This is a genomic window from Streptomyces sp. 3214.6 (assembly GCF_900129855.1).
In the GTDB taxonomy this organism is placed as follows: domain Bacteria; phylum Actinomycetota; class Actinomycetes; order Streptomycetales; family Streptomycetaceae; genus Streptomyces; species Streptomyces soliscabiei.
The window spans coordinates 8,869,878-8,894,612 of record NZ_LT670819.1; the positions used below are offsets into that span (position 1 = coordinate 8,869,878).

At 70.8% G+C, this 24,735-nt stretch carries 19 protein-coding genes; 5 read left to right on the forward strand and 14 right to left on the reverse strand.

The window, feature by feature from the left end; translation table 11 throughout:
* Positions 1-789: 789 nt before the first annotated feature.
* On the reverse strand, positions 790-1,371 hold the full coding sequence (locus tag B5557_RS39935; RefSeq protein WP_079664073.1) for a hypothetical protein: 582 nt from the start codon (positions 1,369-1,371) through the stop codon (positions 790-792).
* Between the two features lie 893 nt (positions 1,372-2,264).
* On the opposite strand from B5557_RS39935, the gene B5557_RS39940 reads away from it, so the two are divergent.
* Together B5557_RS39940 and B5557_RS39945 are read left to right on the forward strand one after the other, a co-directional pair.
* Positions 2,265-2,807 carry a hypothetical protein gene (locus B5557_RS39940; protein WP_079664074.1) on the forward strand — a complete coding sequence of 181 codons (543 nt, stop codon included), beginning with the start codon at positions 2,265-2,267 and terminating at the stop codon, positions 2,805-2,807.
* Positions 2,808-3,213: 406 nt separating this feature from the next.
* Positions 3,214-3,924, forward strand: a complete 711-nt coding sequence (locus tag B5557_RS39945; protein ID WP_079664075.1) for a tectonin domain-containing protein — start codon at positions 3,214-3,216, stop codon at positions 3,922-3,924.
* Positions 3,925-4,593: 669 nt separating this feature from the next.
* On the opposite strand, the gene B5557_RS46405 is transcribed toward B5557_RS39945, so the two are convergent.
* The 6 genes from B5557_RS46405 to xylB all read right to left on the reverse strand — a co-directional run bounded on the left by B5557_RS46405 (position 4,594) and on the right by xylB (position 12,385).
* A complete protein-coding gene (locus tag B5557_RS46405) occupies positions 4,594-4,842 on the reverse strand; it encodes an integrase core domain-containing protein (RefSeq protein ID WP_159424484.1) in 249 nt (82 codons plus the stop codon).
* Between the two features lie 437 nt (positions 4,843-5,279).
* Positions 5,280-6,803 carry an acetaldehyde dehydrogenase ExaC gene (exaC, locus tag B5557_RS39960; protein WP_079664076.1) on the reverse strand — a complete coding sequence of 508 codons (1,524 nt, stop codon included), beginning with the start codon at positions 6,801-6,803 and terminating at the stop codon, positions 5,280-5,282.
* 402 nt (positions 6,804-7,205) lie between these two features.
* Positions 7,206-8,474 carry a GAF domain-containing protein gene (locus B5557_RS39965; protein WP_079665250.1) on the reverse strand — a complete coding sequence of 423 codons (1,269 nt, stop codon included), beginning with the start codon at positions 8,472-8,474 and terminating at the stop codon, positions 7,206-7,208.
* Between the two features lie 132 nt (positions 8,475-8,606).
* On the reverse strand, positions 8,607-9,206 hold the full coding sequence (locus tag B5557_RS39970; protein ID WP_079664077.1) for an N-acetylmuramoyl-L-alanine amidase: 600 nt from the start codon (positions 9,204-9,206) through the stop codon (positions 8,607-8,609).
* A gap of 502 nt (positions 9,207-9,708) precedes the next feature.
* Positions 9,709-10,917, reverse strand: a complete 1,209-nt coding sequence (locus B5557_RS39975) for an ROK family transcriptional regulator (protein WP_079664078.1) — start codon at positions 10,915-10,917, stop codon at positions 9,709-9,711.
* Positions 10,918-10,939: 22 nt separating this feature from the next.
* Entirely contained in the window at positions 10,940-12,385 is a 1,446-nt protein-coding gene (gene xylB / locus B5557_RS39980) for a xylulokinase (RefSeq protein WP_079664079.1), read from the reverse strand.
* A gap of 139 nt (positions 12,386-12,524) precedes the next feature.
* Here xylB and xylA point away from each other — a divergent pair, with 139 nt between their 5' ends.
* Both xylA and B5557_RS39990 read left to right on the forward strand, forming a co-directional pair.
* Entirely contained in the window at positions 12,525-13,691 is a 1,167-nt protein-coding gene (gene xylA, locus B5557_RS39985; protein WP_079664080.1) for a xylose isomerase, read from the forward strand.
* 177 nt (positions 13,692-13,868) lie between these two features.
* Complete coding sequence (locus B5557_RS39990; RefSeq protein ID WP_231976154.1) at positions 13,869-14,327, forward strand: hypothetical protein; 459 nt, start codon at positions 13,869-13,871, stop codon at positions 14,325-14,327.
* A gap of 60 nt (positions 14,328-14,387) precedes the next feature.
* Here B5557_RS39990 and B5557_RS39995 read toward each other — a convergent pair whose 3' ends face one another.
* From B5557_RS39995 to B5557_RS40010, 4 genes are all read right to left on the reverse strand, one after another.
* Complete coding sequence (locus tag B5557_RS39995; RefSeq protein WP_079664082.1) at positions 14,388-15,968, reverse strand: IS1182 family transposase; 1,581 nt, start codon at positions 15,966-15,968, stop codon at positions 14,388-14,390.
* 237 nt (positions 15,969-16,205) lie between these two features.
* Positions 16,206-17,558: an esterase-like activity of phytase family protein gene (locus B5557_RS40000; RefSeq protein WP_079664083.1), complete on the reverse strand. Its 1,353-nt coding sequence runs from the start codon at positions 17,556-17,558 to the stop codon at positions 16,206-16,208.
* A gap of 145 nt (positions 17,559-17,703) precedes the next feature.
* Complete coding sequence (locus B5557_RS40005; RefSeq protein ID WP_079664084.1) at positions 17,704-19,005, reverse strand: SWF or SNF family helicase; 1,302 nt, start codon at positions 19,003-19,005, stop codon at positions 17,704-17,706.
* Positions 19,002-21,899: a DEAD/DEAH box helicase gene (locus B5557_RS40010; protein ID WP_443031315.1), complete on the reverse strand. Its 2,898-nt coding sequence runs from the start codon at positions 21,897-21,899 to the stop codon at positions 19,002-19,004. Before B5557_RS40010 ends, B5557_RS40005 begins: the two co-directional genes overlap by 4 nt.
* A gap of 266 nt (positions 21,900-22,165) precedes the next feature.
* Here B5557_RS40010 and B5557_RS40015 point away from each other — a divergent pair, with 266 nt between their 5' ends.
* Positions 22,166-22,348 carry a hypothetical protein gene (locus tag B5557_RS40015; protein ID WP_079664086.1) on the forward strand — a complete coding sequence of 61 codons (183 nt, stop codon included), beginning with the start codon at positions 22,166-22,168 and terminating at the stop codon, positions 22,346-22,348.
* Between the two features lie 100 nt (positions 22,349-22,448).
* On the opposite strand, the gene B5557_RS40020 is transcribed toward B5557_RS40015, so the two are convergent.
* The 3 genes from B5557_RS40020 to B5557_RS40030 form a co-directional block, all read right to left on the reverse strand.
* Complete coding sequence (locus B5557_RS40020) at positions 22,449-23,369, reverse strand: hypothetical protein (RefSeq protein ID WP_079664087.1); 921 nt, start codon at positions 23,367-23,369, stop codon at positions 22,449-22,451.
* A 139-nt stretch (positions 23,370-23,508) separates the two neighbouring features.
* Positions 23,509-23,838, reverse strand: a complete 330-nt coding sequence (locus B5557_RS40025) for a hypothetical protein (RefSeq protein WP_079665251.1) — start codon at positions 23,836-23,838, stop codon at positions 23,509-23,511.
* 238 nt (positions 23,839-24,076) lie between these two features.
* A complete protein-coding gene (locus tag B5557_RS40030; protein ID WP_079664088.1) occupies positions 24,077-24,676 on the reverse strand; it encodes a class I SAM-dependent methyltransferase in 600 nt (199 codons plus the stop codon).
* Positions 24,677-24,735: the final 59 nt, after the last annotated feature.

Below are 24,735 nucleotides of genomic sequence, written 5' to 3' on the forward strand. Positions count from 1 at the left end.
CTGCGGCTGGTGTGGCGCGAGCAACAGGACGCTACGAACTGATGACGGTCGCCTTGGCTCACTGCCTGCCTGTTACCAAGCTACTGAGCCCGCGTCTTCCGGGGGTTCAGAAACAGGCACCAAACCCTTGGCAGGCGTCACTCGGGGTTTCCGGGCGCCAGAGTACGAGGGGTGCGTCGGAGGTGAGGAAGGTCGGCTTACGGCTGGGCTCGAGTCGCCAGTGCCGAGCTCGGTACTGCGGGATGCACGCTTGGACGGAGCTGGGCGGCACGGCTACTGCTTCGTCGTGGGCGGGATCGTTGCCGCCGTTCATCGCTCGCGTGCCGTGGTAGTAATCTCAGGCGCCCTGGGCTTCGGCTGCCCGTGGCGGGTGACCGAGGTGCTTGCGGATGAGGTACTCGGTCATCAGCGCCTGGTCGCCCTCGCGCCGTTCGCGTAAGCGGTGACGTCGCACCCAAAAACAGCATCGTGCGCTGCCTCGGTGTCCGGCAGCCAGGCAGAGGCAGAGCATCGTCGGCCCGGGCGGCCGGAGGCACCCGTCTCGTCTGTTCGGCGCAAGGCGGCAAGCCCCTGCCCTTGCAGGCCGCTGAGCTCGTGCTCGATGGCCGTGCAAGGGCGTGCCGTTCTCGTCCGGCCGCTACGCCGGTTGGCGCCTCCTGCGCACCCCTCGCCCCCGAGCCGGCGTCCGCCACACGCACCGATCCCCGGGCGCCGGCGCCCTAACGGCCGGACTGGGTTGCCAACCGCTCCCGGGGAGAGCGCGAGCGGACGTCGCGCGCAGGAATTTGTTTACGGCTGGGCCTTGGACAGGCGCCAGATGGTGACGTTTGCGTCGCGATTCCAGTAGCCGTTGGTGACTACGTCGTAGGTACCCCCCGCCGGTGCCGACTTGCCAGCATTGATCTCCAGGAAGCTTCCGTTGCCGTACAGGTTCCACAGCAGAACGGGGTCGCTCACGCGGACGCACTGGTCGAAGGGGCTGGAGGCCATGTCGAAGATGCGCCAGGTGCCGGTCCCCTCTCCTGCACGGTCGGCATCCCGGTTGGTGGAGACGTCGTAGACAGCGCCGACTGTCCGCTGGTTCGCGTCCGCTTGGCCGTTGACGTCCAGGTAGCCGTTGTCGCTGACGTTGCGCAGGTGGACGAGGTCTCCGGTTTTGATCTGGTCGCCGGTGCTCTTTCCTGCGGCCGAGGCGATCTCCCAGGTACCGCTGCCGGGAGCGCGGGTGGCCGTCGGCGCGGTGGCAACCGTGTGGATGGCCCCTGCACCGGCGGTGCTCGACTCAGTGGAGGCATCCAGGAAGCCGCCACTCCCCGTGGTGTAGCCATTGTTGATGTAGACCTTGTCGCCGTACTTGATCTCGTTCGCCACCAGATCCCCATGGTTGAGGTGAAATAGTGCATATGCCAGGTAGAGCTAAGCAGGGGGTCTGTGAGCAGCGGGAGAGCGCGATCAGCTCATTGGGCGGCGTGTAAGAGGTACCGCTTCTCCACCTTCAGCTTCGCGCGCCCCCAGAGCTACTCAGTACTTGAGTGGCCGGAAACGGGCGCTGAATGTCGCGATCTACTTGGAGTACCAGACCTCGATTGCGCTGAGCCGCGACAGGTCCACGGTCGTCAGTCCGCTCACGAGCCCGAGCCGGATGGCACTGGCGCTTTCCTGCGTTCGGCCTTCTGCCATACGGGGCGTGGAGTGTCGCGTACCTGGCCGAGAGTGGCTGCGCCGTCGACGCCCAGGCCCGGTCCATCACGTCGCTGACCGTCTTAGCCTCGCGCGCCGCCTCGAAGACGTGAGCGGACAGCAGGGCCACGGTCTCGGGTAGTTCAGAAGCAGCTACGCCCACCGTGCCGCGCAGGACAGCGACGGCTGGCTCCGTCTGGCCATCGTTCCCGTACCCGTGCAACGGCTCCTGCACCTCGTCGGCCTGGACGACCTCATGCCGATGTATGCCACGCTCCAGGCCGCCCTCCCCTTCTGAAGAAACCGGCCAGGCGCCCAAGAGCTGCATGCGTCGCAAGGATTCCCTCACGTGCACCTGCCGAGCCGGGCCTCGAACTCCGGCCCTCTTCGCACGGGCGGTCGGCGTCGCGCAGGATCGGGCTCCGACGGCTTGGGCCTGGGCCGTCGCACCGGATTCATCCTTTCGTGGTCTCCCGGTGCGTGAGCAGGCCCGGCCCTCTGGTGATCGGTAGCGTGCGGAAAGCCGTCGTTCGCACGGCATGTCCGCGTCGCCCGGCGCGGCCCCCTGCTCCGGAGGTGTCCCGATGGTGAGTATTGGCGGCCTGCTACCCCCGATCGGGCTGGAGATCCCGTGCTCCGGCTACGCCGTGAACGTGCCGCTGAAGATCGACGCGACCGGTATGGTCGAGCTCGACTTCAAGGGCGGCATCAGGGTCCGCATCGAGGCGAACCTCAACGGCGGTCTCGGCGGAGTGAAGATGAGGATCATCGGCGAGGAGTACAGCGCCGACCACCCGACGCTCGGCAGGGTCACGCTCTCGCAGGCCGACGTCGACACCACGCCGCTCAGCCTGCTGGAAGTCGTCTCGAACATGCCGCCGACGTTCAGGAGCACCCTGTTCCACGACTTCACCCTCACCATCGAGAAGTTCCCCGGCACCGGTGAGCCGATGGTGCTGTCCAACACCAAGACGATGACCACCCTGAACAGCAACCTCACTGTGTTCCCCCCGCAGGGTGCCGTCTACCAGCTGCAACAGCCGGTCGACTTCGCACCCGTCGGCGACCCGGGCAACGCCGTCGTGCAGCTCATGGCCCTTCCGATGACCATGTCCCACAACCCCTGACCGCCCGCCCCGCCCGTCCCGTCTTCCTGGACAGGCCGGGAGGGACGGGCGCGCGGCACTTGTGGCGGACCCCGCTGGGCTCCTAGCGGCCAGGGCTCTGTCGGCCGATACCTGCTCGCGCGTCGTTCGTGCCGAAGTCCACGGCCTCGCCCGATGCGCCGGAAGTCCTGTGCCGCTTCGTGGGGAGCACAGACCGATGCTCATGTCGATAGCCCATGGGTGGGACAGCGTGTCCGGCCGAAGCGCTCCCAGCCGAGCCGGTTCCGCCGAGCCCTTGCAAAGGCAACGGGAACTGAAACCATGATTTACTGGCTCGTTTGACATTAAGACAAGCATTCGCCCCTTTTGTTGCGGTCGTCTCGTCGCTCAGTGTCGTAGCCAACAGCGGCTCGACGGAGGGGACTTCATGGCGGATTGGGTAAAGGTCGACGGCGGTCTCTCGGCCATCTCGGCGGGGTCCAGGACGACGGTGTGGGGTGTGAACTCCGCGAATGCCGTCTACCGGTACACGAACTTCGACGGCAACCCCTGGGTCAACATTCCGGGTGGGCTGAGCGACATCGGTGCCGCGGCGGACGGCACCGTGTGGGGCGTCAACAGCGGCAACCAGATCTACCGGTACACCGGCGACCAGAGCACGACGAACTGGGTGGGCATCAACGGCAGCCTGGTCCGCATCGATGCGGGTTCCCGGACGAATGTGTGGGGCGTGGACTCCGCCGGCGCCATCTACCGGTACACCAACAACGACACCAACCCGTGGCTCAAGATCCCCGGAGGGCTGAGCGACATCGGTGCCGCGGCGGACGGCACCGTGTGGGGCGTCAACAGCGGCAACTATGTCTTCCGGTACACCGGAGACCAGGACAGCTCGAACCCGTGGCAGAGCGTCGGCGGCAGCCTGAAGCGGATCGCGGTCGGCTCCCGGACCAACGTGTGGGGCGTCGACACGGCAGGCAGCATCTACCGGTACACCAACAACGACGCCAGCGGCAGTAACCCGTGGGTCAAGATCCCCGGCAACGCCACCGACATCGCCGCAGGCGCCGACGGCACCGTGTGGCACGTCAACAGCGCCGGCGCCATCTACCGGTACACCGGCGACCAGCCAAGCTGATCCAGCCTCGACAACCGTGCGGGCCCGGCCAACAGGTCGGGCCCGCACGGCTGCTCCGGTCTGTAGGCCCCGCGCCGCTGTCCTGCTCAGCTGGCCGCGAGGCGGAGCCGGCAGCAGTCCAGCGCTGGGCCCGCTGCCCGATGGCCGAGCTTCCAGAACAGGTCCACCAGAAGCGGTACGGACAGGTGGCGCGGATGGGCCGCTTGGGCGTTCGGTGACGGAGACCAGGATCTACCCGAGGAGCTTGCCCACGTTGATGTTCATGCCCTGGAGTTGAGCGAATGCCGGGGCCGTCACCGTCCCCACGAGATTGATGGGGTTGGCAAGTTGATAGAGCTGGCCACCGACCGGACCGGGGTCGACGCTCGGAGCGGCCGCTGAGGCACTATGCGCCGGAAGGCTCAAGCCACCGAGGGAAAGGAGCGCGATAGCCGCAACTCTGGACCCTTTATTCATTTCTGTTCCTTACGGGGTTCGGACGGCGTCCGGCACGCGTCACCCACCGGGACGGGCGCGCCTGCCTGCCAGACCAACGCACCAGGCGGTTCTTGGTAACGGCCGCACGCAACAGGCGAAGGGCAAGCAGCCAGGATCCTGTTGTCCATGGAGGGTCAGTCCCGCCCTGAGCAAACCCTCTGAAGTTCCCCCCTGATCGTGGACAGCGGGTTGTTACGCTGCGGGGGTGAGGTCTTGTGTCGTCAGTGCCCTGGTTTCGAGTGGGGTGACGTACCCGTAGACGGGATGCTTGCGCAGGCGGGTGCGGTTGTACTCGACCTCGATGAAGCGGAAAACGTCGGTTCGTGCGTGTTCGTGGGACTCCCGGAGAGTGGTCCCGGTCTCCGCTTTCAGCAATCCGAAAAAGCTCTCGGCTGCGGCGTTATCGTAACAGGAGCCTGTTCTGCCCATGCTCTGCCGCATTTTCAACTTCCGTATCTGGCTGCGGTATTCGCGTGAGGTGTATTCGGATCCGCGGTCGGAGTGTGCGATGCAGCTCTCCTTGAGCAGTGCCCGGGAATACGCCCTGACCCGTACTGAGCGCACTTCTCGCCTGGCCAAGCGGCCTTGCGATCTCCGTCACGCCGGGATCTCGTTCTGGCTCTACTCCGGAATGGACGAGAGCAGGCGAACCGTCTCATCGAGCAGTCCATGAACGAGTGGCAGCGCGTCAGTCAAGGTGACGTACCCGAGGGCTGAACCGGGGATTTGGTCCGTGACTGGTCCGGACGCACTGGTCAGAGGGGGTGCAGTCGTGGGAGGAATTGGGAGTTGGCGCGCAAGCCGGGCTCGGCCGAGAGCGGGTTGAGCGAAGGGCGCCTGACGGGTGAAGCCCCAGGTCAGGCGCCTTTCGCAGGTGTTTAGAAGAAGCCCAGCTTCTTCGGCGAATACGACACCAGAAGATTCTTGGTCTGCTGGTAGTGCTCCAGCATCATCTTGTGCGTCTCGCGCCCGATCCCGGACTGCTTGTAGCCGCCGAAGGCAGCGTGGGCCGGGTACGTGTGGTAGCAGTTCGTCCACACACGGCCCGCCTGGATCGCCCGGCCCGCGCGGTACGCCGTGTTGATGTCCCGCGTCCACACGCCGGCCCCGAGGCCGTACGACGTGTCGTTGGCGATCTTGATGGCGTCGTCGAAGTCGTCGAACGAGGCCACTGAGACGACCGGACCGAAGATCTCCTCCTGGAAGATCCGCATGCGGTTGTCCCCCTCGAAGATCGTCGGCCGGACGTAATAGCCGCCCTTCAACTCGCCTTCGTACTCGGCACGTTCACCGCCCGTGAGGATCTTGGCGCCCTCCTTCCGGCCGATGTCGATGTAGGAGAGGATCTTCGCGAGCTGTTCGCCGGACGCCTGCGCGCCGATCATCGTGTCCGTGTCGAGGGGGTGGCCCGGCTTGATGAGCTCGGTGCGGGCGACGGCCGCCTCGAGGAAGTCGCCGTAGTTGCCGCGCTGGATCAGGCCGCGCGAGGGGCAGGTGCACACCTCGCCCTGGTTCAGCGCGAACATGGTGAAGCCCTCGAGGGCCTTGTCGCGCAGGTCGTCGTCCTTGTCCCACACGTCGTCGAAGAAGAGGTTCGGCGACTTGCCGCCCAGTTCCAGCGTGACCGGCTTCAGGTTCTCCGCGGCGTACTGCATGATCAGCCGCCCCGTGGCCGTCTCGCCCGTGAACGCGACCTTCGCCACTCGCGCACTGGACGCCAGCGGCTTGCCCGCCTCCTCGCCGAACCCGTTGACGATGTTCACCACGCCCGGCGGCAGCAGATCCGCGATCAGGCTCATCCAGTAGTGCAACGACACCGGAGTCTGCTCGGCGGGCTTGATGACCACCGTGTTGCCCGCGGCGAGGGCCGGTGCGAGCTTCCATGTGGCCATCAGGATCGGGAAGTTCCACGGAATGATCTGCGCGACGACACCGAGTGGCTCGTGGTAGTGGTACGCCACCGTGTCGTCGTCGAGCTCGCTGAGCGAACCCTCCTGGGCGCGGACCGCGCCGGCGAAGTAGCGGAAGTGGTCGATGGCCAGCGGGATGTCCGCCGCCAGCGTCTCGCGGACCGGCTTGCCGTTCTCCCAGCTCTCCGCGACGGCGAGGGGCTCCAGGTACGCCTCCATGCGGTCGGCGATCTTCAGCAGGATGTCGGAGCGCTCGGTCGACGAGGTCCGGCCCCAACTCGGGGCGGCCGCGTGCGCCGCGTCGAGCGCCCGCTCCACGTCCTCGGCCGTGCCACGCGCCACCTCGGCGAATGTCTCCCCGGTCACCGGAGAGGGGTTCTCGAAGTACTGCCCCCGAGCCGGGGGTACGTACTCGCCTCCGATGTAGTGGTCGTAGCGCGTCTGGTAGGAGACGATCGCGCCCTCGGTACCGGGCGCCGCGTAACGGGTCATCCTGCTCTGCCTCCTTCAGCAGCGCTGCCCGCCATTGGACAGCTCTGCGCGGGAGGCTAGAGACGCAGACGTTGCAGTCACGTTGCGCTGCTGGTCGGGGGCGTCATCCCGGCGGGGTGACGGGCGCGTTGGGTGGGCGAGAGGGAGTGGCTGTCGGGTTGAGGGGCGGGGCGGTCGGTGCGGGTGTCGAGCTGAGGGGCGCGTGTGCCGAGCCCACGGGTGCGGGTAGGGCGTGCGGGCGCCCACGGGGTGCGGCCGGTCGGCCCGAGCCTGTCGCCGGTGTCCGCAGTGCCCGGCAGGTTCGGGCGGTGGCTCGGCAGACATGCGCAGCGCCCCGACCGGTCGGGGAGGCGGACCGGCGGGTATGCGTCGCAACCCGGCCTGCGCGTGCGGTGCTCCGGTCTATGGGTGTGGCCATCCGGCGGGTGCCGTCAGTTCTGTTTCCAGAGAGGCGAGGCGCGCGCGTATCGCCGCTGTCGGGCGGGCTGCCGCGAGCGCCCGCCACGCGTCGAGGTCGTCCTCGCCCCACGGCGCGTGCGCCCAGTCCGCCAGCAGATCGGGGTCGCCGCAGGCGATCAGCGCGGCGCGCAGCTCCTCGGCGAGACGGTGCCGGAGCCGCACCACCGACGGTGCCTGGGACGACGGCAACGGCGGCCCGGTGTACGCCGTCACAGCCGCCGTGACGGCACCGGCTGCCAGCCGTCGTTCGACGACCGCCACGTCCGACTCGAACGGAACGGTGAGCCGGTAGGGGCGCGAGGCCAGCAGCCCGGGGCCCAGCACCCCGCGCAACCGGGCGAGTTCGGCGCGCAGCGTCACCGGTGTGACCGACTCGTCCTTGTACAGCGCGCACAACAACTCGTCGCCGCTCAGGCCCTCGGGGTGACGGGCCAGCAACACCAGGATCTCGCTGTGCCGACGGCTCAACCTGATGCTCCGGCCGCCGACGGCCAGACGCGCCTCGTCCCGGCCCAGCACCGTCAGCCGTGGTGTCTCGGCGGCAGGCCGTGCGGGGGCGAGCAGCGCCAGATGGGCCTCGGCCGCCCGCGCGACCGCCTGCACGAAACCCAGGCTGTGCGGATGCGCCAGCCCGTTCCCGCCCGTGATGTCCACGGCACCCAGCACCCGCCCGGTCCACGGATCGTGCACCGGCGCGGCCGCGCACGTCCACGGCTGCACCCGCCGGATGAAGTGCTCGGCCGCGAACACCTGCACCGGCCGGTCCAGGGCGACCGCCGTGCCCGGTGCGTTCGTGCCGACCGCGCTCTCGGCCCAACGCGCACCCGGGACGAAGTTCATCCGCCCCGCGTGCCGCCGTGTCGCCTTGTGGCCCTCGACCCACAGCAGCCTGCCGTGGGCGTCGCACACCGCCAGCAGATGTTCTCCATCGGCGGCGAACGTGCCCATCAGCTCGCGGAACAGCGGCATCACCCGCGCCAGCGGGTGCTCGGCCCGGTAGACGCCGAGCTGACCGTCGGTCAGCTCCACACTCGCGGTGCCGTCGGGTCCCACGCCGGCCCGTGCGGAGCGCCGCCACGAGTCGGCCACGACGGCACGCACCGGTCGCGGCACGGTGCCCGCCTCGGTGAACGTCTCGTGCGCCCGTCGCAGGATCCGTACACGCTCGGCAGGGTCGGCCCCCGGCTCCAGGGCCACCCAGGGATCGGTCAAGTCGTCCTCCCGGAAGGGCATGCGGGGCGATACGGCTGGGAACATCGTCACGCCGCGTGCGCGGACCGACAACCGTTTGGACGTGGTCACCCGAAACCTGGGCGTCCGGTTCCGGTACCGGTCCGGTTCGCGTCAGGCAGTGTTGACGAGCCACATGTAGCGGCCCCAGTCCCAGTTCGGACCGGGATCGGTGTGATCGGTGCCCGGCACTTCGTGGTGGCCGATGATGTGCGCCCGGTCCTTCGGGATGCCGTACCGGTCGCAGACCGATGCCGTCAGCCGAGCGGACTGCTCGTAGAGCGTCTCGGTGAAGTATTCCGGTCGATCCACCCACCCTTCGTGTTCGATTCCGACGCTGCGTGTGTTGTAGTCCCAGTTCCCCGCGTGCCAGGCGACGTCGGACTCGCGTACACACTGCGCCGCATGACCGTCCATGGAGCGCACGACATAGTGGGCGGAGACTTTCTTCCGCGGATTCTGGAAGATGGACAGGGCTTTGCCGTAGTCGGTCTGTGTGACGTGGATGACGACGCGGTCCACGACGTGGGTGGCGGGGCGGTGCGACGCCGTGTAGTTGGACGCGGTCGCGGGCTGCCACTCGGCGAGCGGATAGTCGACGGTTCGAGGCTGCGCGCCCGCCCGCGCGTCGGGGAGCAGCGCGTACGGAACGGCCGACAGGGCGGCGCCCTTCAGGATGCGTCGTCGTCCGGGGAGGGGCCTTGCTCGTTCCATGAGGTGCCGCCTTTCAAGGGGTGTCCGACGTGGGGAAAGCGGCACCGACGCACGTGTGTGGTCGGTGTCGCACCCATTGGCCAACGGCGATTCGACGGCCTGGGTTGCGCACTGGTGCGCGTCCAACTCGGCGAACCCGTAGTCCCGCACCAGTACACGGACCAGGCCGAGCTGGGATATGCGGAACGCGTCCTCCTCGCACCACCGAACGCGCAGGCGCACTCGCCCTGTTCCGGACGCACGGTCAAGATCTGAGGACCGCTCATTGCTGCACGGCTCCGTTCCGAGGGAGATCAGGGCGGCGGCGAAGCGAACCCCCCTCGCACGCGTCCGTGAGTGAGCCGTCACGGCTCGACGGCTGCGCCCCGCACGGATCACGTTACGGCGCGGGTCGGACCGGCAGACGGGCGTGCCGAAGTTCCGTGGACGACCGCGGCATTGTGGACAACTCGCTCACCCGAACGGGGAGTTCCGGCTCGGGCGGTTGGCGCGGTGCGGCCGCTCAGGCCCGCCCGGCCACCGCCGCCGGGTCGTCCATCACGGCCCGCACGACCGAGTGCGCGGCCCCGAGCAACGGTCCCTCGGGACCGAGTCGTGAGACGGACACCGGGCAGGCGGGGCCCGCCGTACGGCGGGAGAGTTCGGTCTCTAGGGACGGCAGCAACCACGGTGCGAGCCCGGCCAGGGCGCCTCCGAGCACGACGCCTTCGGGGTCCAGAAGATTGAGCGCCCCGGTCAGGGCGATACCGAGGGCCGTTCCCGCCTCGCGCAGAGCGCGCCGTACATGCGGATCGCCGTCCGCGGCGCGGCCCGCGAGGAGGCCGACGCGGTCCTCGCCAGGTGCCAGCCCGGCGGCTCGCAGCACCGCCTCCTCACCGGCGTACTGCTCCAGACACCCGCGTCCGCCGCACCCGCACTGCGGCCCGTCGGGATGGACCGGCACATGGCCCAGCTCGCCCGCGAAGCCGCGGGTGCCACGCAGCAGGCTGCCGTCCACGATCAGTGCGGCGCCGATGCCGATCTCGGCCGACACATGCAGGAAGTCCCCTGGCGTGTCCGTGCCGAGCCAGAGTTCGGCCAGCCCGCCGAAGTTGGCCTCGTTGTCCACGGTCAGCGGGAACTCCTCGGGCAGCAGCGCGCCGAGGTCGACGTCCTGCCAGTCGAGGTTCGGCGCACGGACGACCGTACGGGCGTCGCGGGAGACCAGTCCGGGGACGGCCACGGCGAGTCCGGCCGGCCACAGCCCCTCGCGCTCCGCCTCGGCGACGACCCGGTGCACGAGCCCGGTCAGCTCCTCGATGACCGGCTCGGGGGAGCGGCCCCGGTTCGTGCCGTGCCGCACGGCGCGCGCCCGTACCTCGCCGCGCAGGTCGACGGCGCAGACCGCCAGGTGGTCCACGCCGATCTCGGCGCCCATCCCGGCCGGGCCGCGCCCGCTGACCGCCAGTGCCGAACCGGGCCGGCCCACCCGGCCGGGCCGCTCGGGGCCCAGCTCCTCGAGCAGGCCGGTGCGTATGAGTTCGTCGACGAGGGTGGACACCGCCGCCCGGGTCAGGCCGATGCGCGAGGCGACCGCCGCCCGCGAGAGCGGTCCCTCGGCACTGACGGCGTGCATCACCCGGGCCAGGTTGCGGCGACGCATGCCCTGCTGGGTGTCGGGCAGCGCGCGCCCGGGCCCGGTCGGCCGGGTCTCGTGCAGCGGTGCTGTCATGCCTCCGTCGATTCGTCGATGCTCAGTGGGCGTCCGTACTCCGTTCGAGCAACGGGGCCGCGTCGGAGAGTACCCCGGCGATCCTGGCCAGCGTCTTCTCGTCCCGCTCGACGGCGTCGAGCACCGGACCGCGCGTGGTGTTCCAGCGGCGGGCGACGGCGGCCGGGTCCTCCCCGGTCAGCAGGCCCGCCGCCTGTGCCGCGGCCCCCAGTGCGACGAGTTCCTTGGCCTCTGGCACCTGCACCGGCCGCCCGGACAGCCGACGCACGGTCTGCTGCCAGGCCCTGCCCCGGGCGCCACCGCCGATCAGCAGCAGGGGAGCCGAGCGGTCCGCGTCCTCGTCGAGGACCAGGTCGAGCGCGCCGAGCAGCGAGTGCACGGCGCCGTCGTAGGCCGCCTGCAGCAGCTGACCGGCGGTCGTGTCGTGGCGCAGTCCGTGCAGGACACCCGAGGCGTTGGGCAGGTTCGGGGTGCGCTCGCCGTCCAGGTAGGGCAGGAGCGTGACGTCCGCGGCGGGCTCCACGGCTTCCCGGTCCAGGCCCAGCAGGGCGGCGACGCGGTCGACGGCGAGCGTGCAGTTCAGGGTGCAGGCCAGTGGCAGCCAGTCGCCGTGGGCGTCGGCGAAGCCGGCCACGGTGCCGGTGGGGTCGGTGGGGCGGCGCTTGGCCACCGCGTACACCGTGCCCGACGTGCCGAGGCTCAGTACGGGCGTGCCCGGCCGCAGCCCGAGACCCAGCGCCGCCGCGGCGTTGTCACCGGTGCCCGGCGCTACCAGCGTTCCCTTGGCGAAGGGCAGTTCGTGGCTGTCCCGCACGGTGCCCGCCACCTCCCCGGGCCGCACCACGCGGGGCAGCAGCGCGGGGTCGAGGCCGACATGGGCGAGGATCTCCGCGTCGTACGTCTCCGTCCCGGACGCCCACCAGCCGGTGCCGGAGACGTCGCCGCGGTCGGTGGTGCCCTCGCCCGTGAGGCGCTCGGTGAGGTAGTCGTGGGGGAGGCGCACGGCCTTCGTCGCGCGCAGCGCCTCCGGCTCGTGCTCGGCCAGCCAGGCCCACTTCGTGACGGTGAACGACGCGGCCGGGACGGATCCGGTGCGCTCCGCCCAGAACTTCGCGCCGCCCAGTTCCTCGGTCAGCCGACGGGCCTGCGGAGCCGAACGCACGTCGTTCCACAGCAGTGCGGGGCGCACCGGCTCACCGCGCTCGTCCAGCGTGACGAGCCCGTGTTGCTGCCCGCCGATCGACACCGCGGCCGCCTCGCGCGCCGCGTCACCGCACTGGTGCAACGCCTCGCGCAGGGCGTCCCACCACTGGCGCGGGTCGCTCTCACGGCCGGCCCCGGAGGACACCGTGTGCGGCGCCTGGCCGCTCGCGACGACCTCGCCGGTGGCCGCGTCGACGACCAGCGCCTTGGTGGACTGGGTGGACGTGTCCACGCCGACGACGAGCGGACCCTCGGCTGCTGACATCGGGTTCTCCCTCAAGTTTTTTCCGCGGCTCTGCGGGATCTGTCTTCCCAGAGATGCGTCCGCATACTAATTTGTAAACGGCCATGACGAAATAGTTCGCCACCACCAGCACGACAGTCTTCAAGCAAGGAGCCGCGGCATGAGCTACCAGCCCACCCCCGATGACAGGTTCACCTTCGGCCTGTGGACCGTCGGCTGGCAGGGAAGGGACCCGTTCGGCGACGCCACGCGGCGCGCCCTGGACCCGGTCGAGACGGTGCAGCGCCTGGCCGAGCTGGGCGCCTACGGCGTCACCTTCCATGACGACGACCTGATCCCCTTCGGGTCCTCCGACAGCGAGCGCGAGGAGCACATCAAGCGCTTCCGCCAGGCCCTGGACACCACCGGCATGACGGTGCCGATGGCCACCACCAACCTCTTCACGCACCCCGTCTTCAAGGACGGCGCGTTCACCGCGAACGACCGTGACGTGCGCCGTTACGCCCTGCGCAAGACCATCCGCAACATCGACCTGGCCGTCGAGCTCGGCGCGAAGACCTATGTCGCCTGGGGCGGCCGTGAGGGCGCTGAGTCCGGTGCCGCCAAGGACGTGCGCGTGGCCCTCGACCGCATGAAGGAAGCCTTCGACCTGCTGGGCGAGTACGTCACCTCCCAGGGCTACGACCTGCGCTTCGCCATCGAGCCCAAGCCGAACGAGCCGCGCGGCGACATCCTCCTGCCCACCGTCGGCCACGCCCTGGCGTTCATCGAGCGCCTGGAGCGCCCGGAGCTGTACGGCGTCAACCCCGAGGTCGGCCACGAGCAGATGGCCGGGCTGAACTTCCCGCACGGCATCGCCCAGGCGCTGTGGGCGGGCAAGCTCTTCCACATCGACCTCAACGGCCAGTCCGGCATCAAGTACGACCAGGACCTGCGCTTCGGCGCCGGCGACCTGCGCTCCGCGTTCTGGCTGGTCGACCTGCTGGAGAGCGCCGGCTACGCGGGCCCGAAGCATTTCGACTTCAAGCCGCCGCGCACCGAGGACCTCGACGGTGTCTGGGCGTCGGCCGCGGGCTGCATGCGCAATTACCTGATCCTCAAGGAGCGTGCGGCCGCGTTCCGCGGCGACCCGGAGGTCCAGGAGGCGCTGCGCGCTTCCCGCCTCGACGAGCTGGCGCAGGCCACCGCGGCCGACGGCCTGCAGAGCCTGCTCGCCGACCGCACCGCGTTCGAGGACTTCGACCCCGCGGCCGCCGCCGCCCGCGGCATGGCCTTCGAGCAGCTCGACCAGCTCGCGATGGACCACCTGCTGGGCGCCCGCGGCTGAAGCCGCCGTTACGCGTGCGTGCGCCGATGAGGGTGCACACGCGCGTGCCGCGAACGGTCGATGTTTCGAGCGGTCTCCGTACGGAGTACTCCGGAATGATGCGGTCCATGGCATGGATCCGTATCAACTTCCGTGCGGAGGTCGCGCCCCGAACGGGCCGCCGCGACGCTGGACGGTATGGCCATGCCCCCCGTACCGCCCCAGCCGCCCGGACCGCCCGGTGGCACGCCGCCTCCGGGCGGCTTCGGACCACCCCGGTCCCGCTTCGGACCCGATGACGGGACGGGAGGGGGCGGCTGGCCGCCCCCTCCGCCGCCGGAGCCGCCAGGAGGCTCGGGAGGCTCCGGAAGGCGCAGGAGCCCCCTCTTCGTCGTCCTCGCGCTTGTCGTCACCGCCGGAGCCGTCATCGCCGTCGTGCTGATGGCCTCGGGAGGCGGCGGCTCACCGGACGACAAGCCGACCGCCGGGAGCAGTACCGGCGGTGGCTCCACTCCCGCCCCGTCCTTCAGCCTCCCGGTGGAGCTGCCGAGCAGCCTGCCGACCGAGCTGCCCTCACAGCTGCCCACCGACCTGCCGACCGCGATACCGAGCGACCTCGAGTCACTGCTGCCGTCCCTGGGCGAGCTGCTGCCCTAGAAGGCTCATGAAGATCTTGGTGAGGGGCTGTCCGGCCGGAGGCCGGGCAGCCCCTGTTCGCTATGTGGTGGCCGGGGTGAGTCGCCAGCGGCCGCCAGTGTGGGTGAGTCCGAGGTTGATCAGTCGGCGGAGGTTGAGGGCGGCGGCTCGGGTGTGAAGCCAGGTGTTGTTGTTGATGGTTCCGCGGTAGCGGAGTCTGCGGTTGCCGTGCTGGACGAGCCAGGCGACGGCGCGTTCGACTGGTGGTCGCCAGCGGCGGTAGTCGGCTTGCCAGTCCGGGTCGGTGGCGGCCTGGCGGCGGGCGGCCGCTTGCAGGTCGTGGTGGGGGCGGATGGTCAGGATGCGGCCGGCCTTGGCCTTGGTGCACCGCTCGCGGAGGGGGCATCCGGTGCACAGGTTCCCGAAGGCCGCCTTGCGCTGGTTGTGCTGTCCGCCGGGGCCCGACAGGGCAACCGTATGCCCGGCGGGGCAGGTGACCGCGGAGGCGGCGGTGTCGATGGCGAAGTCGTCCAGGGTGAAGCCGCCGGGGACGGCGGGCCGCAGTGGGGCGGGCTTGAAGAACAGCCGGTGCCCCGCCTGGTGCAGGGCTTGGCGCATGTCGCCGGCGGAGTAGGCGGTGTCGCCGAAGGCGTCCACCGGACTCTCCTCGTCGGCCAGCAGATCCAGGCCGACGGTGGCCTCGTGGTGCTCGGCTCCGGCGCCGGGCCGCAGAGCCACGGCCGTGTATAAGCCGGTCTCGGGCTCGATGGCCAGGTGGGCTTTGTATCCGTCCTGCTGGTGGGTGCGGGTCTTGTGGATGTGGCGGGCTTCAGGGTCGACGGTGGACACGACGCGGCCCGGAGCGGTCCCCTTGCTGATGCGCCAGCGTCCGTCGCGGCCGTCGGAGTCCTCGGCCGGCTCCACGTCTTGTCCTGCGACCAGCGCCAGGATGCCGAGGGCGTTCGCGGCCTTCTCGTCCAGCTGCTGGTCGGGCAGGTGGCCCAGCAGCCGCAGCACATCGGTGACCAGGGCGTCGACGAGTTCCGCGCGGGCCTGCTCGTCGTTCCAGGCGATGCGGGGTTTGCCGGGATCGGTGTAGTCGTGCGCGGTGCACTGCACGGCCGCGACCTCGGCGGCGCCGGGGACTTCGCGGATCACCGCACGGACGGCGGCGATCAGCTGGGTGACGGTGTCCTGGGTGGCCACCGCGTCGTCCAACACCGTCGAGTCCAAGGCCCGCCGGTGCTTGCCGCCCAGGACACCGGTGGCCTTCACCACCTCGCGCACGGCCTCGAAGACGCGGTTGGGCCGGGCCGAGCAGGCCAGACGGCGGCGGAAGTAGGCCAGCAGAGACGGGTCAAACGCCAGGTCGTTCAGGCCCAGCCCGCACGCGGCCTTCCACCGCAGGTCACACCGCAGCTCCTGCACCGTCTCGAAGTCCGACAGCCCGTGCAGGGCCTGCAGCGTGATCGCCGCAGCCAGGATCTGCGGCGGCATGCTCGGCCGTCCATTCGCCGACGGGTACATGTCCGCGAACATATGAGCCGGGAACAGAGCACCACGGCGCTCGGCCAGAAACGCGAACACACTCCCCGCCGGAATCAACTCCCGGCACGTCTCCCACACATCCGGCCCGACCGTGTCCCCGGCCCATTCCCCCATCACCACGAAACGAGTCTGGCCCCACCGCTCACGCGGCGGGGCCAGAACCCCAAGATCTTCATGAGCCTTCTAGGTCGTGTCCGCAAAGTCCCGCCTGGCTCGTGACGCCCCATGACGCCGCGAGCCCTGCCCTCCGGGCAGACGGCGCTACTTTGCGGACACGACCTGGTCCGCACGCGCGCGTGGGGCGCTCCACACCGCCACGCGCGCGTGCCCACGACACCGTCCGTCCCTCTCTCACATGCGCCGCGGCAGCCGCACGTAGGTCATCGTCGTCTCGATGCCGCTGTCGACGAGCCGGCCCTGAGCGTCGAACGCGCCGGCGCCGTCCGTCATCCCGAAGTCGTTGTCGTTGACGAGGGCCAGCGTGTCGTGGTCGACACGCGCGACGCCCTCGATCTTCCCGGGCACCCCAGCGACCCTGCCCAGATCGACCACCAGACGCTTGGACAGCACCGGCACCCCCAAGGCGGCGGGATCGTCGAGCTGCTCCAGCGAGGGTGCGGTCGCCGCGTCGTCCCAGCGGCTGCCCAGGATGTTCGCCTCCATGCCCAGCCGTACCAGCTGCAGCCGTGCGGCCTTGTCCGTGCGCTCCTCCACCAGCAGCCGGTCGCCGCCCACCGCGACCACCGAGGAGATCTTGAGCTCGGAGGTGTCGTCCTCGTTCGGGTCGACCACGTCGACCGGGTCGAAGCGGTACACGTACTCGGCGGTGACTGCCTTCTTCTTCGGCGAGAAACGCAGCAGACGCGCGGTCCGCGAGCCCTCTCCCGCTGCCGTGTCCGGCAACGAGAGCGGGCTCTGCATCGCCAGCACGAGGTCGCCGCCCGGAAGTTGGGCGAGCCCCTCGAAGCCACGGTTGATCTTCCGGTGCAGCAGGACGGCGGGCAGCGCCTCCACGACCGGGTAGTCCGTGCCCGTCAGGTTCAGCCCTTGGGGAACGTAACGCGTCAACACCTTCCCGCGCGCGGAGACGTGCACCAGCGAGGGCCCGTACTCGTCGACGAGCCAGAAACTCCCGTCCGCCGCCCGCACAAGGCCTTCCGTGTCCAGCCCGTTCGGGTTGTACGCCAGGGGTGTCAGCGCGTTGTAGGAGTACGGCGCCTCGTCGCGTCCCGCCTGGTTCGGCAGCCCCGTCACGGGCTTGCCCGATGACGTGGTGACCGGGATCGCCTGCACCACCTGTACCGTGTCTGCGGACACCCGGATCCGCACGATCGCCGGGTCGAACCCGGGCACGGGGAACGTGCGACGCTTGGTGCCGCTCACCTTGATCTGGCCGTTGGGCCCGCGGTCGGTGACCGTCCAGAACTCGCCCTTGCGGCCCGTCGGATACATGTCGCTGCCGATGCCGCCGAGGTCCACGCCGCGGTCGTCGTCCACCGTTCCCGGCAGCAGCCCGTTGCTGAACGTCCCGAGCGGGATGTCGCCGAGCGTCGCGGTCCTGGTGACGTGCGCCTCGTGGGGCCCCCAGGCCGGTGTACCAGCGGCGGCGGGTCCGGCAGTGGCGAGCGCGGCCAGCACGGCGAGCGGTACGCCCGCGGCGACGGAACGATTGACGCGGCGTCGACCGGCGGTATGCGGGGACATCGGGCCTCCTGAGGGGCGGTGCGGCAACTTCGGGGACAGCGGCCAGAGTTGGGGCGCGCGCCGAACGTCGCGCGACCTCCGGGTGAACACGGGGCGTCGGCAGCCCGTCAGACCGACGGCCCCGTGTCACGGAACGAACGCGCGTTCAGGAAAGCGCGTCCTCGCTGTCGGGCACGGCCACGGCGAGGGCCGTCGCCGGGTCATGGGCCCCGTCCCCGGCCGGCATCCAACGACCACTCTCCTTGCGATACGGCCACCAACGGCCGTCCCGCCCCAACCGCAGTTGGCAGTCCGCCCCGACGACCGTCCACCGGTTCCCCCGCGCGCGCAGCACCGGCCGCTCGTGCTCCTCCCAGGCCGCATCCAACGCGGCACGCGCGCGTGCGAGAGCCTCGCCCGCTACGGTCCACTCCTCCTCGAACACCGACAGTGCCGCCGCCCCTCCGTGACACCAGGCATGCGCGGCCGACGCCAGTTGCTCACGGCTGCGCCCCGACCCGGCGGCGAGTCGGCCGACGACGGCCGTGGCGGGAGGATCCGCTGCCTGAGCGCCGTCGAGGACGCCGGCCGCGAGCCGTGCCGCGTCCTGGCCGACCGTCAGCTCGGCTGTGGGCGCACTCGGTCCGGATCGCTCACGGAGCGCCTGAGCGAGCATCAGGTACGCGGTGGCGGCCGTTCCGGCGGCCAGGATCTCCAACGCCGCCGGCTCCACCCCGGGCGGGGCCGGCGCCTCCGTGTCCAAGGAGGGCGGAACACCTGGCCCCTCCGGGAGTTCGGGAGTGTCGGGCAGCGCAGGCAGGATGCTCCCGGCCGCATACGCCTCGGCCGCGTCCACCCCTTCGGCCCGGGGTGGCTCCGCTTCGGGCCGAGCGGCGGTGCCGCGCGCCTGAAGGGCGTCCAACAGGGTCCGTTCGGCGCGCCCCCTGAGCAGCAGCAGGACGAACGGATCCTGGTCGAGCAGCCGTGCCACCTGATAGCAGACCGCCGCCGTGTGACCACAGTGGTCCCAGGCACCGCAGTCGCATTCCGCCTCCAGGTCGCCGAGCCCGGGCAGCAGGTCGATGCCGGCCGCCTCGGCGTCCTCGACCAGATGCGGCGGCATCTCGCGGTCGAGGAGTGCGGCGACGTGTCCGGCCCGCTCGACCGCCAGATCCAGGAAACGGTCCCACTGTGCCTCCGACAGCCTCTCGAGCAGCACATCGGCCCGGTGCGGTGTGCGATCGCGGTCCTCGACGACGGCCGTGATGCGACCGGGCCGCACCGACACCGCGCCCACGGCGCCCGCGCGTGCGAGCCGGCGGCCCGTCCTCACCTGCTCCCCGTCCATTGCTCCGTCCTCCAACGCGGCCAGCCACGCCCGGCCCCACCACGTCTGCGCGAACCCCCTCCCGTGCGCGGGAGGCAACGCGGCAAAGGTCCGTTCCTCGACGCTGTCGTGCCGGTTCATCGCGTGCCCCCTCGCAGCTCGACCAGATCGGCCAGCTCGGCGTCCGTCAGTTCCGTGAGCGCCGCCTCGCCCGCCCCGAGAACGGCCTCAGCCAGATCCCGTTTGCGCCGCAGCATGTCGGCGATGCGATCCTCGATCGTGCCCTCGGCGATCAGCCGGTGCACCTGTACGGGCCTGGTCTGGCCGATGCGGTACGCCCGGTCGGTGGCCTGCGCCTCGACGGCCGGGTTCCACCAGCGGTCGTAGTGCACCACGTGCTCCGCGCGCGTGAGGTTGAGGCCTGTGCCGGCCGCCCTGAGAGACAGCAGAAACACGGGGACTTCACCGTCCTGGAAGCGCCGGACCATGGCCTCGCGCTCGGCGACAGGCGTGCCGCCGTGCAGGAACTGCGTGGGCACGCCACGCGCTGCCAGGTGCTGCTCCAGGAGACGCGCCAGGCGCACGTACTGCGTGAAGATCAGCACGCTCGCCCCCTCGGCGAGGAGGGTGTCGAGCAGTTCGTCCAGAAGCTCCAGCTTCCCGGAGCGCCCGGCGGTCGTCGGCTGTTCCTCCTTCAGGTACTGCGCCGGATGGTTGCAGATCTGTTTGAGGCCGGTCAGGAGCTTCACGATCAGCCCCCGCCGCGCCATGTCGTCGGCCTCGGCGATCGCCTCGAGCGTCTCGCGCACCACGGCCTCGTACAGGCCCGCCTGCTCCTTGGTGAGGGACACCGGGCGATCCGTCTCGGTCTTCGGCGGCAGCTCGGGGGCGATTCCCGGGTCGGACTTGCGCCGGCGCAGCAGGAACGGCCCCACGAGCCGGGTCAGCCGCTCCGCCGCGGCCGGATCCCCGCCGCCCTCGACGGCTCGCGCGTACCGCGTGCGGAAGGCGCCGAGCCGGCCCAGCAGCCCCGGCGTCGTCCAGTCCAGGATCGCCCACAGCTCCGACAGGTTGTTCTCGACCGGGGTACCCGTGAGCGCCACGCGCGCGCGGGCGCCGATCGTGCGCAGCGCCCGCGCCGTCGCCGAGTACGGGTTCTTCACATGCTGGGCCTCGTCCGCCACCACCAGACCCCACGGCACCTCGCGGAGCCTGCCTGGATCCAGTCGCAGCGTGCCGTAGGTGGTGAGCACGAACTCCCCGTCGGCCAGGGCCTCCAGGTCACGACGCGGCCCGTGGAAGCGGCGCACCGCGGTGCCCGGCGCGAACCGCTCGATCTCCCGCTGCCAGTTGCCCATCAGGGATGTCGGGCAGACCACGAGGGTCGGACCTGCCGACGAGATGTCCGTCTGGCGGTGCAGGTGCAGGGCGATCAACGTGACGGTCTTGCCGAGCCCCATGTCGTCCGCGAGACAACAGCCCAGCCCGAGGGACGTGGCCCGGGCCAGCCAGTCCAAGCCGCGCCGCTGGTAGTCGCGCAGCGTGGCGTCGAGTGCGGCGGGCGGCTCCACCGGCTCCTGTTGCTCCGGCCGCGTCAGCCGCTCCCGCAGGGCCGCCAGCCACCCGGTGGGCTGCACGTCGACCCTGCGGCCGTCCACCTCCGCAGAGCCCGTCAGAGCGGCTCCCAGCGCGTCCACGGGGGTCATCTTGCGGTCCTGCTGGGCGCGGGCACGGCGAAGCTCTCGTGGGTCGATCAGGACCCACTGGTCGCGCAGCCGCACCAGGGGCCGGTTGGCCTCGGCCAGACGATCCAGCTCCTCGCGCGTCAGCTGCTGGTCGCCCAACCCGAACCACCAGGTGAAGGTCAGGAGCGCGTCCGCGGACAGGAAGGACGGTGTGTCAGAGCCGGTGCGGTCCGGTTCCGTTGTCTCCTGCGGCGGCCCCACGACCGCGCTGGCGGTCAGCGTGCGGGCCAGCTCCCTGGGCCAGTGCACCTCGACTCCCGCGTTCGCGAGCGCCCGCGAGCCCTCGCCCAGCAGCTCGGTGACCTCCTCGTCCAGGAGGTCCACGGCGTCCGGCACGGTCGCCGACAGCAGTGGCGTGAGCGCGGGCCAGGCACGGGCCGCACGGCGCAGGGCGAGCAGGGCGTCCATTCGCGCGCGCGGGCCGAACGCCTCGTGCGTGACGCCGTCGTCTCCCCAGATCTCGGAGGCGTCCGCGAGGAGCGCGGGATCGCTGACACTGTGCACCTGCGGGACGGCCCGGAACCCGTGCCGTGCCGGGCTCGCCGCAGAGCCGGCGATCTCGACGGCATCGGCCCCGGGCATGTCGAGCTCCAAGGCGTCGTCGATGCCCGACACCTCGATCCGCAGCGAGATCCGCAGGCCGGCGTCGTGACCCGCGGCGACATCGCTCGCCCATGCGCGCAGCTCCGGGACGCGATGGGGCTGCTGTGCCGCGAAGGCAGGCCCGCCCGTCACGAGCGGCGCTGCCGGCGTGCGGGGCAGGGTATCCGCGACGGCGTCCAAGAACGCCCGTAGGAGCCGTTCGGGGGAGGCGAGCCGCAGGGGCGGTGTTTCGTTCACCGGCAGGGCATGCGCCTCCGGTGGCATCGAGGCGGCCAGTCGGCGCACCTGCTCGACATCCTCCGGGCCCAGCGGGCCGACCCGCCAGGCGTCGTGGTCCTCCTGGGACAGGCCGGGCAACAGCAGTCCACGGGCCACACAGCGCAGGGCCAGCAGGGCGGCCGCACCCCAGAACGCGGTGGCGCGGTGCGCGTCCGGGGTGACGCGCGCGTGGGCGAGGGCGGGCAGGGCGTCCCGTACCGGCAGCAGCACGGCAGGCACGCGTACGAGCGCCACACCGGTGCCGTCAGGCCTGACGACGGTCAGATCCTGTACGGCCCTCGGCGCGACGACGGGTGGTGCGTCACCGTCGGGGAGCCAGAAGGCGACACTGCCGGTACGGGCCGGAGCGCCGGGCACGAACAGGGCGCAGCAACGGGCCAGTTCGGAGATCTCGGACGAAGCTTGCACGGGAACCCTCTGCACAGCGATGAGCTCGCTCCTCAAATTTGACTACTGGAGGTCGGGCGGTCGCCGAGGGTACAGCACTTCGGCAGGAAATGCGCGCCGACTTGGGACCGAGGTTCCTGTCGTCCGCACACCCGGGGCGAGATGGTTCTCAGGGGCGTCTCGGGGGTCTACCTCAGGGAGGTCTCAGGGTCGATTCCGGAACCGCGGGCGGCGCGGACCCGTTCTCATGGCAGAGAGCGGCAGTGGCCGCGAAGGAGGCGACGTAGATGTCGAGGAACGCGAAGATCGCCGCAGGAGGTGTGGCGGCTGGGCTCCTCCTGCTGATCTGGCTGCCCTGGTGGGCTGCCCTGCTGATCGTGCTGGGAGTTCCGGCGGCGGCCTACCTCACGCTGGATCCCTCACAGCGGCGCAGGCTGCGCCGTGTCACACGCAAGGAGCTCGGCCGGTGAGTGACGGGGGCCGCACCGCGGTCCCCGTCTTCCGGCACAGGCGAGCCGCCCGGGCCCTCAGGCGTCGCGCGACCCCTAGGACCTCTACCGCTCCAGCAGCTCAGAGGGGCCGCACGGCCATCTTGTCGAGCGCTTCCAAAAGCCCGGGCAGTTCGGGGCCGCGGCCGACCGGCAGCACCTCGCCGGGCTGTTCGTCGAGCAGGACGAAGGCGATGTCGTCGGTCCTGGCCACCAGCGACCAGCCGGGGCCGTCGGCGCGCAGGGTACGTGCATCACCGGGAGCGAACGAAGAACGCACGCGGCCGAGGGGAGGCGGGGTGTCCACGTAGGCACGCACCTCGGCCAGGACACGTCGGACACCGCTGGGCCTCTTCAGTGCCCCCTTCCCGGCCTCGTCGGACCCGTTGGCCGCGTCGGTTTCGTCGGACCTGCCGGACTCGGCGACGTCGGCGGCTTCGTCGGAGCGGTCTCCCTCCCCGATGCCGGAATCCGTTCCGGTGGCCGCGCGCGCAGGCGCGAACTCCGTGTCGTCGATCTGCTCGCGCCACAGGGCCCACTGCAGCGCGATCTCGTCGGCCCCGAGCCGCCGCTGCGCCGGACCCCAGGTCGTCGTGTCCGGAGGGCACAGCGCAGGGCTGTCCGCGACGTCGGGGCCGGGATCGTGCGGCGCGGGCACGCCCGGAGCCGCGACCGCGACCGCCAGCGGCCAGCCGGGCAGCGCGGCAACGACCGTCCGCTCGTCCGGCGACAGGTCGTACTCCATGCCGCAGTCCCACGACGCGATGGCGACGGCCACCAGCGACACGTCGTCGATGACGACAGTCCACCGCGCGCCCTCGCCGTCCTGGCCCAGCACCAGGCCGTACCCGTCGGCGAGCGGCGGGAGGCCGAGCGCCGCACAGGCCTCAGGGTAGTCGTCGCCCAGCGCGCTCGGGAACTTCGCCGGCGTCAGCAGCACCGCCGTGAGCACATAGAGCGCCTCGTCCGCGGCGGCGACGGCGTCCTCGTCCGTCCCGGCCATCCCAGCCTCCCCATCGGTTCGTCCAACGGCGCGCACCCTAGTGGGGCGGGAAGGCGCTTGTCACGGCTGCCCGACACGCCCGGAGCAGCTGTTTTCCGACCGGACGGGGCGAATCGACCACCGCCGGCCGTTGAATGCATCACGCCGACGGCAGTCCGAGGAGTGCACGGGCCACGGTCTCGGGCGACTCGTCGCGCTCTCGCGCGAGAGCGATCACGGCGCGACAGGCCAGTTCGTTGATCCCGAAGGACAGCGCCTCCGGCGACACCCAGCCCGCCGCCTCGTCGAGCCCGTCCTGATCGTCCTGCGCGCAGGCCGAGACGTACGCGGCGGCAGCCTCGAACAGATTGGGCGTGCGCTTCCCGCCGGCGCCCGATGCCCCGTCCGGACGTCCCTCCCCGTCCGGACGCGACCGTGTGCGCGGCGCGCCGAGGAAACTGCCGTAGGCCTTGCGGATCCTGTCGAACATGTCGACCACCTTCCCCCTGCATGAATGCCGCGACTGATCGTTCATGTCCTGCTGCTCAACCTAGAGTTGGAGCGCCGGCGACAGAAGAGGGCCGAAGCGGCGGGCGTCACGAGGCTCCGCTGCACTGCCCGCACCGAGGGGGAACGATACAGTTCGACGGTGCGGGCAGCGACGTTCGCCGGACCGTCATGTTCGACAACCCCGACGCGTTCGGGCGGTCGCCGAGGGAGTGTGAGCCTCAGGGCTCGCGGACGGCCAGGGCCAGGAAACGATCGTCCTCGTCGACGTACGACGTCATGCGCCACCCCGAACCGGCCAGCAGCGGGCGGAGGTTGGGCTCCGCGCGCAGGTCCTCCGGGGTGATCCGCCGGCCCTGCCGGGCCGCGAGCGCCGCCCTGCCGATCGGGTGGAACAACGCCAGCGTGCCGCCGGGGCGCACCACCCGCGCCAACTCCCGCAGGTTCTCGGCCGGGCGGGGCAGATGGGCGATGAGGCCCGCCCCGAACACGGCGTCCAGCGAGACGGACCGCAGGGGAAGCGCGGCGACGTCGGCCAGCACCAGGTGCCCGTCACGGTCGCGTCCTGCCCGTACGGCGGCCTCCAGCATGGCCGGAGTCAGATCGGCCCCGATGACCACTCCCGAGGGCCCCACGGCCGCACGCAGGGGCGTCAGGGCCCGTCCGGTGCCGCAGCCGGCGTCCAGCACGCGGTCCCCCTCGCGCAGACCGAGGTCTCCGACCGCCGCCGTGTAGGCGGGGCCGTCGTCGGGGAACCGGCGGTCCCAGTCCGCGGCGCGGGCCGCGAAGAACTCCTGAACGTGTGTGTGGTCGTCGCTCATGCTCCGCATGATCCCTCACCGACACGGACGACACCTCGGCGCACATGTTCGAGCGTGAC